Origin of the sequence: Rhodococcus sp. NPDC060084, from assembly GCF_042730335.1 — a bacterium.
Lineage (GTDB): Bacteria > Actinomycetota > Actinomycetes > Mycobacteriales > Mycobacteriaceae > Rhodococcus.
On sequence record NZ_JBHWWX010000022.1, the window covers coordinates 22,685 to 35,904 of the forward strand.

Consider the following 13,220-nt stretch of genomic DNA (forward strand, 5'->3'; position numbering starts at 1 on the left):
ACGGATGCGGAGCACCGGGTTGCACAGACTGGCCACAGCGGGCTTCGTCGTCGTCGCCGCGGTAGTGCTGGTCGTCGTCGGACTCGCCTTCCGGGGAGCGTTCGCTTCGGGGGTGACCGTCACGGTCGACACCGGCCGGGCGGGGCTGATGCTCGAGCGCGGCGTGATGGTCAAGGCGCACGGTGTGCAGGTCGGCACCGTGACCGAAGTCCGGCACACTCCTGCCGGGGCCGAGGTAGTCATTCGCCTCGACCCCGCCGACGCGGCGCGCATCCCGTCCACCGCGGAGGCCGAGATCCTGGCGACGACAGTGTTCGGCGCCAAGTACGTCTCCCTCACCGGCACCGGATCGACCGGCACTCCCGGGTTGTCCGACGGCGCGGTGTTGCAGGCTTCGAGCGTGACGGTGGAGACGCAGACCGTGTTCGAGTCGCTGTCCGGGGTGCTGCAGGCCGTCGACCCCGCGAAGCTCAACCGGACCCTCGGCGCGTTGGCGTCCGCCCTGCGCGGCCGGGGCGACACACTCGGCGCGGCTGTGTCGGACACCGATGCCGTGCTCGCACGACTCGAGCCGCGCATCGAGGTGATTCGACGCGACCTCACCGCTGCCGAAGCCACCGCGGACATCTACACGCCGGTGACCGACGAGGTGACGGAGGCGCTCGGCAACCTGACGGTGACCGGAGCAACGATCGTCGAGCGCGCCGACGATCTCGACCGCTTGCTGCTCGCCACCATCGGGATGGGCGACGCAGGGAGGCGCGTCGTGGAACCGAACACCGCGCAGATCATCGACGTGCTCGACCTCCTGCGCCCCACCGCGTCGCTGCTCGAGGAGTACTCCCCTGTTCTGCCCTGCTTCTTCCAGGGTGCCGACCGTGCCAGGCAACTCGCCGAACCGTCGTCCGGCGGCAACGGATCGTCGATGATGCTCAATTCGACGCTGCTGCTCGGTGTCGACCCGTACGAGTATCCGCGCAACCTTCCGGTGGTCGCCGCGACGGGTGGTCCGCGGTGCGGCGCACTGCCGATCGTCACCCTCGACGAAACACCTGCGCCTTACGTGGTCGCTCGCACCGGGGCCGATCCGTTCGAGAGACGGAACACCGCACCGGTATTCGTACCGGAATCCCTGTTCGAACTGCTGGGCGGAGGAGCCGGATGACGCGTACCGCGATCGCGGCCGGCATCTACGCCGTCGTCATGACGCTGATCCTCGCCGGGTTGTTCGTCGTCTTCGGTCAGGTGCGCTTCGGTGACTACACCCGGTATCACGCTGTGTTCGAGGACGTGTCCGGACTCGAGCCGGGTCAGTTCGTCCGGGTGTCCGGCGTGGAAGTGGGGCGGGTGGAGAAGGTCGAGTTCGCCGACGGAAACCGCATCGACATCGTCTTCGAGGTCGACTCCGTCTACACGCCGACCCGGGCGACCGTCGCGACGGTCCGTTACCTCAACCTCGTCGGCGACCGTTATCTCGAATTGTCCGATGGTCCGGGAGAACTCGTCCCGATGAGTGCCGACGAGACGATCGGTCCCGGACGGACCCGCCCGGCACTGGATCTGGACGTGCTCGTCGGCAGTTTCACACCGCTGTTCCGCGCGTTCGACCCGGACCAGGTCAACCGGCTGTCCGCAGATCTCATCTCCGTACTGCAGGGCCAGGGCGGAACGGTGGAGTCGGTGCTTGCCCATGCCGCGTCCCTGACGTCGGCCATCGCCGACCGGGATCTCCTGGTCGGGCAGGTGATCACGAACCTGAACGCGGTGCTGGCCACTCTCGCTGCGCACCGCGACACGGTCGACGCCGCACTCGTGCGCGCGCAGGAACTGCTGTCGGGACTTGCGCAGGATTCGGTGATGCTGGGCGAATCGGTCACCCGTCTCGATGCGGCGAGCGGATCCGTCGCGGACCTGCTCAGCCGGACGCGCTCCCCGCTTGCCGGTACGCTCCGCGAAACCGAACTCGTGGCGGCACAACTGGAGTCCCGCAGCGACACCATCGACAGCCTGGCGACACGGCTGTCCGATGCGTACGCCGCACTCACCAGACTCGGCGCCTACGGCGGGTTCTTCAACTACTACCTGTGCGGAATGCTCATCAAGGTCAGCGACCCCTCCGGCAACACCGTCACCTCGCCCCTGTTCGGTCAAACGACGGGCAGGTGCGCCCCGGCATGACACAGTTCCGCGACATGAATCCCACCCGCGTGGGTGTGATCGGCACGGTCGTGCTGATCGTTCTCGTGCTGTGCGCCCTGAACATCCGGTCACTGCCGCTGTTCGACTCCGGGTCCACCTATCGCGCGCGTTTCGTCGACGCCGGCGGTCTGAACCCCGGGGACGCCGTGCAGGTGTCGGGCAAGGACGCCGGCCGTGTGCTCGACATCGTCATCGACCACGACGCCGTCGCCGTCACATTCACCGTCGACCAGCGGGTCACACTCGGCACCGACACGACCGTCGACATCGCGACCGCCACCGCACTGGGTGCACGGCACCTGCGCGTACGTCCGGCAGGTCCGGGGAGACTCGAACCGGGCAGCACGATGGACCTCGACCGGACCACCGCCCCGTACCAGCTGACGGACGCCCTCGGTGATCTCGCCGATACCGCAGCCGAACTCGACGCCGAACAGCTCCGTACCTCGATGCGCGTGCTGTCCGACACCCTGCGCGAGACACCCGACGACGTCGGTGCCGCCGTGGACGGGGTGATGCGCCTGTCCGAGACGGTGGCGAGCCGCGACGCCTCGTTGCGCGAACTGCTCACGCACGCGGAGCAGGTCACCGCGGTGCTCGCCGAGCGCAGCGACGCTATCGACTCGCTCATCGTCGACGCCGACCTCGTGCTCGGCGAACTCGACCGCCGTCGCGCAGCACTCGACACGTTGTTCGCCAACGTCGACGCGTTGTCCGTGGAGATCTCGAACCTGGTCGCAGACAACGAGGCCCAGCTGACGCCCACGCTGACCAGGGTCAACGCGGTTCTTGCCGTCCTCGAACGCAACCGCGACAACATCGCGCTCGCCATCGACAGGCTCGGTCCGTACGCGACCGAACTCGGCGAGGCGGTCGCGTCGGGCCCGTTCTTCAACTCCTACATCCAGAATCTGCTGCCGATGCAGATCATCGAACCGGCCCTCACGCGGGCGCTCGACGATGCCGGTATCACCGTTCCGGGAGGTACTCCGTGAAGCGGAGCACAGGGTTCCTGACGTGGGTGGTGCCGCTGCTCGTCCTGGCGGTGATCGCCGTCGTGTCGTTCACCGTCGTGCCGTGGCGTGCGACCGACGAATATTCGGCGGAGTTCACGACTGCACGTGGCCTGTACGTCGGCGACGATGTGCGCATCATGGGGGTCGAGGTCGGACGGATCACCGGCATCGCACCGCGCGGCGACCGGGTGCTGGTGACATTCACCGTCGACGCAGCCCATCGCATCCCGGCCGCCGCAGAGGCCGCGCTCATGGCGCCGACACTGGTCTCGGCCCGCTTCCTCCAGATCACTCCGCCCTACACCGGCGGACCCGAACTCGCTCCGGGCGCGAGCATCACGCTCGACCGCACAGCGGTACCGGTCGAATGGGACGAGATCACCGCGCAACTGGCTCGCCTGACCACCGAACTCGGTCCGACCGACGACGATGCGCGGGGGCCGCTCGGTGAGGTGCTCGACGTCGCTGCCGACAATGCCGAGGGGCACGGCCCCGCGATCCGCGAATCTCTGCGGGAACTGTCGGCAGCGATGCGCACCGTCTCGGACGGCCGTAGCGACCTCTTCGGCACGCTGGGCAACCTGCAGGTATTCGTCGACGCGCTGTCGGCGAGCGGCGACCAGATCGTGTCCTTCCACGACCGGCTTGCCGCGGTGACGGATGTCCTGGACGCGAACCGCGACGAGATGGGCGCTGCGCTGGCCGGACTCGACACCGTGCTCGTCGATGTCGAACGGTTCGTCCGCACCAATCGCGAGGAGATCGACACGACCGTGGATCGCACCGCTGTGCTCGCCGAGACGCTCGCGGCACAGCGTGACGGCATCGCCCAGGTGCTCCATGTCGCGCCGACCGCATTGTCGAACCTGCAGAACATCTACCAGCCGGCCCACAACACCGTCGTGTCGGCGCTCGCGCTGACCAACTTTGCGAACCCGGCCCAGTTCATCTGCTCGGCACTGGCCGCTGCGGAACAGGTGGACGCCCACACCGGTTCCGAACTGTGCGTGCAATACCTGGGCCCGATCCTTCCGCTGCTCGCGACGGAGTATCCGCCGGCGCGCATCAATCCCACCCGGGGTGTGGGCGCGCTGCCCGACCAACTCGTCTACACCGAGCCGGATCTCGCACCGGGCGCCCCGGCACCCACCGACCTGACCGAACTCCTCTCGCCGGGGTCGCCGTGAGTACGCGCCCGGCGGTAGCGGCAGGCATGCTCGCGTGTGTTCTCGTGGTGACCGGATGCGACTGGCAAGGACTCAACTCGCTCGACCTGCCCGGCACGCGCGGGCACGGGGCCGACGCCTTCGAGGTCACCCTCGAGATGCCGGATGTGACGACACTGGAACGTAATTCGCGCGTACGGGTGGGTGATGTGACGGTCGGCCGCGTGTCGGGGCTTCGGTTGAGCAACGGGCACGCCGAGGTGACGGTGATGCTGGACGGCTCCACCGTGCTGCCCGCCAACGCGAACGCCGCAATCGGTCAGACGAGCCTGCTCGGCTCCGCACACGTCGAACTGTCACCGCCGGTGGGCGAACCCGCACGCGGCCGTCTCGCGGACGGCGACGTCATCCCCCTGGAACGGTCGGGTGCTTTTCCCACCACCGAACAGACGCTCTCGTCGCTCTCCCTGGTCCTCAGCGGCGGCGGGCTCGCGCAGGCTCAGGAGATCTCCCTCGAGCTCAACCGCGCGCTGGACGGACGACAGGAATCGACGCGTGCGGTGCTCGTCCGGCTCGACGCCGTACTGAGTGGACTCGATGCCCAGCGGAACGGGATCGTGAGCGCGATGGAGTCCATCGACGCACTTGCCGCGGAGGTTGCCGTGCACAACGACCGGATCGCCGCGGCCGCGGATCAACTCGCGCCTGCGCTCGAGGTGCTGGCGGCTCAGCGCGCGGAACTGACCCGTGCCGCCGATTCCCTCGGGCAGTTCGGGCGGGTCGCCACCGAGGTCGTCGAGGCGAGCGGCGACGACGTGGTTGCGAATCTGCGAGATCTCGAGCCGATCCTGTCGTCACTGGCAGCCTCCGGCGACTCGCTGACCGAATCGCTGCGGTACCTGCTGACCTTCCCGTTCCCGATCGACACGTACCGCAACGCGGTTCGGGGCGACTATGCGAACGGCACCGTCATTCTCGATCTGACCCTGCCGACGCTCGAGAACGCGTTGCTGCTCGGCACTCCGTTCGAGGGTGCGCTCACCGGCGGTGCCGCTCCCCTCCCCGACCTGGTGTCGTTGCTCGTTCCCCCGTCAGGGGAGGCCCCGCGATGAGTCCTACCGCGGCGTTGCGAACCCGCCTGCTCGCGTTCTTCGCGATCGGACTCGCTGCCGTCCTCGTCGTCGCGCTGTGGGTCGTGGAGGTGCCTCGCCTGGTCGGCATCGGCCGCTACGACGTCCGGCTGGAACTCACCGACGGAGCCGGTCTGTACCCGTCGGCCAACGTGACCTACCGCGGAGTCGAGATCGGGCGCGTGACCGCTGTGACGATGACGATCGGCGGTGCGGAAGCCGTGCTGTCCCTCGATTCGGGCGTACCCGTCCCCGCGGACGCCGCGGTTCAGGTCCGGAGCATGTCGGCCATCGGCGAGCAGTACGTCGAGTTCCTGCCTGCCGGCGCCGACGCGCCGTACCTGGGCGACGGTGACGTCGTCGGGTCCGACCGTGTGTCGGTGCCCGAGCCCATCGGACGGGCACTCGATCAACTCGACAGCACCTTGCAGTCGGTCGGGACCGACCGTCTGTCCGTGCTGCTCGACGAAACCCACTCCGCTGTCGCCGATTCGGACGACGCGTTGCGGACGCTCATCGAGTCTGCGGCGGCAGTGAGCGGTGAGGCAGCCGCGAGCATCGACAGCACGGCGACCCTGCTGGATCAGGTCGGGCCGCTGCTCGAGACACAGGTGGCATCCTCGGACGCCATCACCCGATGGGCATCGTCACTCGCCGGCACGACCGGGCAACTCCGTGACTCCGACACCGATATCCGCACCCTGCTCGGGGTCGGCGCGCCTGCCGCCGCGCAGGTGCAGGCATTGTTCGAGGACGCCGAACCCACCCTGCCCCTGCTCCTGGCGAACCTCATCACGGTCGAGCAGGTCGCGGCGGTGTATCAACCGTCGCTCGAGCAGATACTCGTGCTCTTCCCCTCGATCATGGCGTCGACACAGTCCGCCGGCCTGCCCAACGTCGACAACCCGGCGCAGAACACGTATTTCGTCAATTCGTACAACGATCCGCCGCCGTGTATCAGCGGGTTCCTGCCACCGGAGCAACGCCGGTCGCCCACCGAACTCGACGTTCCGGAAACCCCGCCGGATCTGTACTGCACGTTGCCGGCCGATTCGCCGGTCGCGGTGCGCGGGGCACGGAACATGCCGTGCATCGAGTACCCGGGACGACGGGCACCGACCGTGCAATTGTGTCGCGACGGTGGATACCCGGCCACCGGGCTGGAAGATCTGCTGACGCCGACGGGCTGAGCAGGAGCCGGGAGCGGCACTGCGCAAGAGCGCGGGCAGAACACGACCGCGCGCAGCCGGCGAACGAACGGTGGCCGCCGCGCCGGAGCGCAGCGGCCACGTGATCGTCCCGGTCAGGCGCTCGCGGCCTCGTTCAGCCGCTCGAGCGTGCCGGTCGCGTCGAGGTACTCCTGCACCCACCGCTCGATGACCGCGGAGGTCTTCTCGACCTTCGAGAACTGGCCGACGACCTGCCCGACGGGGTTGAACGCGACGTCGACGGAATCGTCCGGGTACTTGTGCGTCGCAGCGACGGCCATGCCCGAGACCATGTACTGCAGAGGCATTCCCAAAGGCTCCGGGGTGTCGTCCTGCTCCCACGCCTCGGTCCAGTCGTTGCGGAGCATCCGGCAGGGCTTGCCCGTGAACGAGCGGCTGCGCACGGTGTCGCGACTGGTGGCGTTGACGTAGGCCGCCTGCTGCACGGCGGTGTTCTCGGCCTCTTCGACCATCAGCCACTGGGAACCGGACCAGGTGCCCTGCGTGCCCAGCGCCAGGGCGGCCGCGATCTGCTGGCCGCTGCCGATACCGCCCGCTGCCAGGACAGGCACCGGCGCAACCTCTTTGACCACCTGTGGCCACAACACGATCGAGCCGACTTCGCCGCAGTGTCCGCCACCTTCTCCGCCCTGGGCGATGATGATGTCGACTCCGGCGTCGGCGTGCTTGCGCGCCTGATAGGGGGATCCGCACAGGGCCGCAACCTTGCGCCCGGATTCGTGGATGTGCGCGATCATGTCCGCCGGAGGCGTCCCGAGTGCGTTGGCGATGAGCGTGACCTTCGGATGCTGGAGGGCAACGTCGACCTGCGGGGTGGCCGTTGCCTCCGTCCAGCCGAGAAGCTGCAACGCGTTATCGTCTCCTTCGGGCAGCGGCACACCGTGGTCGGTGAGAATCTTGCGCCCGAAATCGAGGGTTTCCTGCGGCACCATCGACTGCAGCATCTTGGTGAGTTCTTCGGCCGAGAGGTCGGTGTCCATACCCTCGTACTTGTTCGGAATCACGATGTCCACGCCGTACGGACGGTCGCCGATGTGCTCATCGATCCAGTTCAGCTCCACTTCGAGCTGCTCGGGGGTGAACCCGACGGCGCCGAGGACACCGAACCCGCCCGCCTTCGACACGGCGACGACAACGTCACGGCAGTGGGTGAAGGCGAAGATGGGGAACTCGATGCCGAGTTCGTCGCAAAGGGGCGTGTGCATTCGGCACTCCTCGGGAGACAGTGGAAGACTGGAACAGGTTCCACTTTAGAGTGCGCGCGGCGGATTGAACATGCCCAGCGGCGTCTCGCCCGAACTCAGATGATCCCGCGCTCGCGGAGCGCGTCCTGCTCGGCCTCGGCGAGTCCGAGGATGTCGCCGTAGACGGCGGCATTGTCGTAACCGGCGATCGGTGCGCCCGCCATGCGAACCGATCCGGGTGTGCCGGCGAGGACCGGCACGACACCAGGCCCGAGCACGTCGCGGCCCGTGCGCTCGTCGTGGTGCGGCACAAGCATTCCGCGGGCCTGGAACTGCGGATCGCGCACCACTTCCGCGACCGTGTTGACCGGACCGGCGACGACGCCCGCCGCAGACAGGTGTGCGAGCAGGTCGTCGAGCGTCCAGGTCGCCGCCCATCGCCCGATCAGTGCGTCGAGTTCGTCCTGGTTGGTGCCGCGGGAAAGGTGGTCGGCGAAACGCGGGTCGTCTGCGAGTTCCGGGGAGTCCATCGCAGCGCACAGCCTCCGGAAGACGGTGTCCTGGTTGGCGGCGATGACGATCCACATGTCGTCGGCTGTCCGGTAGAGATTCGACGGGGCGATCCCCTCGAGGCGGGTGCCGGACGGGCCCCGTACCACGCCGGCGGCGTCGTAGTCGGGCACCACGGATTCCTGGACCGCGAAGCACGCTTCCGTCAATGCGACGTCCACGATCTGTCCACGTCCCGTGCGTTCACGGCTGAGCAGCGCGGCGAGCACCCCCTGGACGGCGAACATGCCACCGAGGGTGTCGCCGAGGGACAGCGCGAGTCGCGGCGGGGCCTGCCCGGGATAGCCGTTGAGGTGCCGCAGACCGCTCTCGGCCTCGGCGACCGACGCGTAACCCGCGTGCCCGGCCTTGGGACCGGTCTGCCCGTACCCGGACACGCGGGCCAGGACGAGGCCCGGATTGATCTCGGACAGCACGTCGTACCCGAGTCCCCACTTCTCGAGGGTGCCCGGCCGGAAGTTCTCGACGATGACGTCCGATTCGGCGACCAGGCGCCGGAACAGTTCCTGACCGTCTGGAGCGCGCAGATCGAGAGTGATGCAGCGCTTGTTGCGGGCGTGCACCGTCCAGAAGAATCGATGCCCGTCCCGCTCGCCCTGTCCCCATGTACGCAGCGGGTCGGGACGAGCGGGATCCTCGATCTTGATGACGTCTGCGCCCATGTCGCCGAGCAGGCGTCCGGCGAACGGACCCGCGATCAGGGTGCCCAGTTCGAGCACCCTGATGTCCGCGAGCGCACCGGTGCCTGCCGTCGTCTGCGCCGAATCACCCTGCGTACCTGCGTTACCGGATTGCACTGTGTTGCCTGTTCCTTCGGTCAGTAACCGAGGTGAACCGTCTTCTCCTCGGTGAACGCTTCGAGGCCGCTGCGGCCCAGTTCGCGGCCGATACCGCTGGCGTCGCGCCCGCCCCAGGGTAGCGCCGGGTCGGGCACTCCCCAGCCGTTGACCCACACCGTTCCGACCCGCAACTGCGGGATGACGCTGTGCACCGTGGAGAGGTTCTGGCTGAAGATGAAGGCGTTGAGGCCGTACTTGGTGGTGTTCGCGAGCCGGACCGCCTCGTCGGTGGTCTTGAACGTGATGACCGTGGCGACCGGGCCGAAGATCTCGTCCTGCGCGATGGTGAGGTCGTTCGTGCCGCGGAACACGGTGGGTTCGACGAAGAAACCGCGGTCGCCGATGCGGGATCCTCCGGTGACGAGCTGGGCGCCCTCACTGCGCCCCTTCTCGATGTAGCCGAGGATGCGGTCGAGTTGCTTGCGATTGACGATCGTGCCCTGGGTGCTGGCCGGGTCGAAGGGGTCGCCGACGACCGCGTTGCGGGCGAACTCGACGAGCCCTTCCACCACCTGGTCGGCGATCGACTCGTGCACGATCACCCTCGTACCCGCCGCGCACACCTGGCCCTGGTGGTAGAAGTTGCCCATCGCGATCCACGGCAGCGACGCGTCGAGGTCCGCGTCCGGGAAGATCAACTGCGGGGCCTTGCCGCCCAGCTCGAGGGTGACCTTCCGGAACTTCTCGCCCGCGAGCGAGGTGATGGTCTTTCCGACCGCGGGGCTTCCCGTGAAAGTGATCTTGTCGATGCCGGTGTGCGCGGCGAGCGCAGCACCGGCCTCGGGACCGAGCCCGGGGACGACGTTGAACGCGCCGTCAGGCACACCGGCTTCGGCGAGCAGGTCGGCCAGCCTGAGCGTCGCCAGCGATGCGTCCTCTGCGGGTTTGACCACCACCGAGCATCCGGCTGCGAGCGCGGGTGCGATCTTCCACGCCGCAACCACGGTCGGGTTGTTCCACGGTGTGATCGCACCGACCACGCCGAGAGGCTGCCGCAGCGTGAATCCGAATCGGTGCTGGGGGCCGACATCCGGAAGGATCATCGCCTCGCCGGCAATCTTGTCGGCCCAGCCGGCGTAATGACGGAACGACGCGGCGGCAGCGGGAATGTCACCGGCCACGGTGTCGGCGTAGAGCTTTCCCATCTCCGCTGTCTCGAGCGCGGACAACTCGGGCGCGTGCTGTTCGAGGAGATCCGCCACGCGCGTGAGGATTCGCCCACGCTCGGCGCCGGGCATGCGCGACCACACTCCGGACTCGAAGGTGTCGCGGGCCGCGTCGACGGCGGCGTCGATGTCTGCGGCGCCGCCCGCTGCCACTTCGGCGACGACTTCTTCGGTCGCCGGATTGATCGACGAGAAGTGTGCACCGGACTGCGCCGGGACGGTCCGCCCTCCGATACGCAGGCCGGAGTCGGGAATTGTGACGGGGGCGGGGACGGGGGTGGAGAGGTCGGTCATCGGGACTCCTCAGGAAGAAGGCGGGGTGAAGCGACGGATGAGCCCGGACCACGACGCGTCGTAGTCCGTCTGACGGTGCGCACAGCGGTAGGCGGCGTCGGTCACGGTGAGCGCCGATCGCGTCTCGAACATGAACGAGAGGGTGTTCTCGAGCTTGACCGGTACCAGGTCGGCCGCGGTGGCAAGGTCGAACGTCTCCGCATCGGGACCATGCGCGCCCCACTGGTTGTGGAGGGACGCACCGCCGGGTACGAACCCCTCGGCCTTCGAATCGTGGCGCCCGCGTACGAGTCCCATGAACTCGGTCATGACGTTGCGGTGGAAATGCGGTGGCCGGAAGGTGCGCTCCGCAACCACCCACCGGTCGGGGAAGACACAGAAATCGACGTTCGCCTGGCCCGGTATCGGCGTCGGGGAGGTGAGCACGGTGAAGATCGACGGGTCGGGATGGTCCCACCCCGCGGTGGTCATCGCGTTGAACCTGCCGAGGTCGTACTTGTAGGCACCGTGCGTGCCGTGCCAGGCGACCACGTCGAGTGGGGAATGATCCAGCTCGGTCGCCCAGAGTTGTCCACCGAACTTGTTCACCAGTTCGACAGGTCCGTTCCGGTCCTCGTACCAGGCGGTGGGATAGAGGAAGTCGCGTGCGTGTGCGAGACCGTTCGCCCCGATGGGGCCGAGTTCGGGCAGCGCATAGGCAGACCCGTAATTCTCACAGACGTAGCCCGACGCCCGTTCCCCCAGCAGCTCGACGCGGAAGCGCACGCCACGGCCGATCACCGCGATCTCGCCCGGACCGACCGCGAGGCGCCCGAACTCGGTGCAGAGCAGCAGTTCCCCGTCCTGGGGGACGAACAGCAGTTCCCCGTCGGAGTCGACGAAGTACCGGTCGGTCATCGACGACGACATGGAATAGAGGTGTACGGCTATGCCGGTGCGGGCGTGGACGTCGCCGTTGACGGCGTAGGTGATGATCCCGTCCACGAAATCCGTCCCGGGTGCCGGTGGAGGCAGCGGATCCCACCGAATCCGGTTGGGGGTGAGCACGCCTCCGGACACCGGCGCCGACACCCAGCCACGGCTGTCCACGCGCTCGAACGGCCCGTGCGCGGCAGACGGCATGATCCGGTAGGTCCATGTTCTGCGGTTGTGTTCGCGTGGTTCGGTGAACGCGGTCGCCGAGTGCTGCTCCGCGTACAAACCGTACGGCGCACGCTGGGGGGAATTCTGCCCCCACGGCAGCGCACCCTCGACGGCCTCGCTGTGATGCTCGTTGCCGAATCCCCGCAGATAGGAAAGACCCGGCGGATCGTCGACCTCCACGCGACCGTCGCTGCCTCCGCTCACGTGAGCGCGACCATCTCGTGCAGTGTGGTCCCCGTACGGACGTACTCCTCGCCATCGACCGTGACCGTCATCGTGAAATCCGACCGGAATCGGAAGTACCCCGGGCGGCCGATGAGTCGATTGACGATCGGCTTCACCAGCGCGCTCGAGGCGAGCGGTACGTCTTCGAGCAGATTGTGGGCGTGCACGATGTCGCGGACGGTGAGCTTCAGATCGAGCGAGCCCGGAACACGGATCTGCAGCCACGACGGATAGGTGCGATCGGCGACCGGGTCGAAGACCGCGGGGCCCTCGGTCATCTCGACCTCGCCGTTGCTGAGCACGATCCGGTCGTCCCGGGCGATCATCACCGGCTGCGACCAGTGGGCACCGTATTTCTTCTGGGTGTGCACCATCGCGTACACCAGGGAGAAGTCGTCGGTGTACAACCTGCCCCAGTACCACTTGTCGATGACACGCTTCATGTCACCGACACCCCAGTTGTGGTCGTGGTAGCCGCGACCGGTGACCTCGGTGGTGACGCCGTCGACCGTGACGGTGCCGGCAACAGCGGCCCGAGGCGCGCCCACGACCCAGGCGAAGAACTCGCGGTCGTTGTAACTCGTCCGGCCCCTGCCCGGCATCCACGGCGGAATCAGGGCGGTGAACGTCAGATCGAATCCGAGGCCGCCCTCGGAGACGGCGACACGGTAGATCGGCTTGCCCTCGTCCTCTCCGACGAGACGTGCCGTGTTGTGCGCGACCCGCACGTCGCAGCGTTCCTCCGACACCGTGAGGTCCGAGTCACGGTACTGCCGGATCTCCTCCCTGCGCTGCCCGTCGGGCGAGTAGATGTGGATCTCCACTCCGGGTCTGCGGTGCACCAGTTCCCGCGTCTGCACCATCGCGACGACGATCCGGCCGTCGTCGAGATGTGCGTCGAAATACCAGTGTTCGAAGGCGTGTTTCTCGCTGGAAGGATGAGCGGCATTGTCTTTCGGTCCGACGACGGTGATCTCGCCGTCACGGCGTCCCGGTCCGTTCCAGGCTTCGACGATCTGTAGAGCGGGCATGGGTTGTCTCCAAGAGTTCGGGTGTCGG

11 protein-coding genes are annotated in these 13,220 nt (G+C 67.7%); 6 read left to right on the forward strand and 5 right to left on the reverse strand.

Features of this window, described 5'->3' with window-relative positions; translation table 11 throughout:
- Positions 1-4: 4 nt before the first annotated feature.
- Genes ACFWBU_RS13180 through ACFWBU_RS13205 form a run of 6 tightly spaced genes read left to right on the forward strand, consistent with a single transcriptional unit; the run spans position 5 to position 6,701 of the window.
- A complete protein-coding gene (locus ACFWBU_RS13180) occupies positions 5-1,165 on the forward strand; it encodes an MCE family protein (protein WP_378528458.1) in 1,161 nt (386 codons plus the stop codon).
- On the forward strand, positions 1,162-2,178 hold the full coding sequence (locus ACFWBU_RS13185; protein WP_378528459.1) for an MCE family protein: 1,017 nt from the start codon (positions 1,162-1,164) through the stop codon (positions 2,176-2,178). The genes ACFWBU_RS13180 and ACFWBU_RS13185 overlap by 4 nt, the downstream gene beginning before the upstream one ends.
- On the forward strand, positions 2,175-3,194 hold the full coding sequence (locus ACFWBU_RS13190) for an MCE family protein (protein ID WP_296549125.1): 1,020 nt from the start codon (positions 2,175-2,177) through the stop codon (positions 3,192-3,194). The genes ACFWBU_RS13185 and ACFWBU_RS13190 overlap by 4 nt, the downstream gene beginning before the upstream one ends.
- The gene (locus ACFWBU_RS13195) at positions 3,191-4,402 is read left to right on the forward strand and encodes an MCE family protein (protein ID WP_378528460.1); all 1,212 of its coding nucleotides are present in this window, start codon (positions 3,191-3,193) and stop codon (positions 4,400-4,402) included. The genes ACFWBU_RS13190 and ACFWBU_RS13195 overlap by 4 nt, the downstream gene beginning before the upstream one ends.
- Positions 4,399-5,493 carry an MCE family protein gene (locus tag ACFWBU_RS13200; protein ID WP_378528461.1) on the forward strand — a complete coding sequence of 365 codons (1,095 nt, stop codon included), beginning with the start codon at positions 4,399-4,401 and terminating at the stop codon, positions 5,491-5,493. The genes ACFWBU_RS13195 and ACFWBU_RS13200 overlap by 4 nt, the downstream gene beginning before the upstream one ends.
- Entirely contained in the window at positions 5,490-6,701 is a 1,212-nt protein-coding gene (locus ACFWBU_RS13205; RefSeq protein ID WP_169652003.1) for an MCE family protein, read from the forward strand. Before ACFWBU_RS13200 ends, ACFWBU_RS13205 begins: the two co-directional genes overlap by 4 nt.
- A 113-nt stretch (positions 6,702-6,814) precedes the next feature.
- Here the strand turns inward: ACFWBU_RS13205 and ACFWBU_RS13210 are convergent, their stop codons facing one another.
- The 5 genes from ACFWBU_RS13210 to ACFWBU_RS13230 form a co-directional block, all read right to left on the reverse strand.
- Positions 6,815-7,945 (reverse strand): nitronate monooxygenase, encoded by a 1,131-nt coding sequence (locus ACFWBU_RS13210; RefSeq protein WP_169652004.1) that lies wholly within the window; start codon positions 7,943-7,945, stop codon positions 6,815-6,817.
- 95 nt (positions 7,946-8,040) lie between these two features.
- Positions 8,041-9,291 (reverse strand): CoA transferase, encoded by a 1,251-nt coding sequence (locus tag ACFWBU_RS13215; protein WP_169652005.1) that lies wholly within the window; start codon positions 9,289-9,291, stop codon positions 8,041-8,043.
- 20 nt (positions 9,292-9,311) lie between these two features.
- The gene (locus tag ACFWBU_RS13220) at positions 9,312-10,793 is read right to left on the reverse strand and encodes an aldehyde dehydrogenase family protein (RefSeq protein ID WP_169652006.1); all 1,482 of its coding nucleotides are present in this window, start codon (positions 10,791-10,793) and stop codon (positions 9,312-9,314) included.
- A 9-nt stretch (positions 10,794-10,802) separates the two neighbouring features.
- The gene (hmgA, locus tag ACFWBU_RS13225) at positions 10,803-12,140 is read right to left on the reverse strand and encodes a homogentisate 1,2-dioxygenase (RefSeq protein ID WP_367113024.1); all 1,338 of its coding nucleotides are present in this window, start codon (positions 12,138-12,140) and stop codon (positions 10,803-10,805) included.
- Positions 12,137-13,192 carry a lipocalin-like domain-containing protein gene (locus ACFWBU_RS13230; protein WP_169621379.1) on the reverse strand — a complete coding sequence of 352 codons (1,056 nt, stop codon included), beginning with the start codon at positions 13,190-13,192 and terminating at the stop codon, positions 12,137-12,139. Before ACFWBU_RS13230 ends, hmgA begins: the two co-directional genes overlap by 4 nt.
- Positions 13,193-13,220: the final 28 nt, after the last annotated feature.

What these genes read in the sequence shown, in the direction of transcription:
- ACFWBU_RS13180 (WP_378528458.1), top strand. Translation starts at nt 5, where the DNA reads ATGCGGAGCACCGGGTTGCACAGACTGGCCACAGCGGGCTTCGTCGTC.
- ACFWBU_RS13185 (WP_378528459.1), top strand. Translation starts at nt 1,162, where the DNA reads ATGACGCGTACCGCGATCGCGGCCGGCATCTACGCCGTCGTCATGACG.
- ACFWBU_RS13190 (WP_296549125.1), top strand. Translation starts at nt 2,175, where the DNA reads ATGACACAGTTCCGCGACATGAATCCCACCCGCGTGGGTGTGATCGGC.
- ACFWBU_RS13205 (WP_169652003.1), top strand. Translation starts at nt 5,490, where the DNA reads ATGAGTCCTACCGCGGCGTTGCGAACCCGCCTGCTCGCGTTCTTCGCG.
- ACFWBU_RS13210 (WP_169652004.1), bottom strand. Translation starts at nt 7,945, where the DNA reads ATGCACACGCCCCTTTGCGACGAACTCGGCATCGAGTTCCCCATCTTC.
- ACFWBU_RS13220 (WP_169652006.1), bottom strand. Translation starts at nt 10,793, where the DNA reads ATGACCGACCTCTCCACCCCCGTCCCCGCCCCCGTCACAATTCCCGAC.
- ACFWBU_RS13230 (WP_169621379.1), bottom strand. Translation starts at nt 13,192, where the DNA reads ATGCCCGCTCTACAGATCGTCGAAGCCTGGAACGGACCGGGACGCCGT.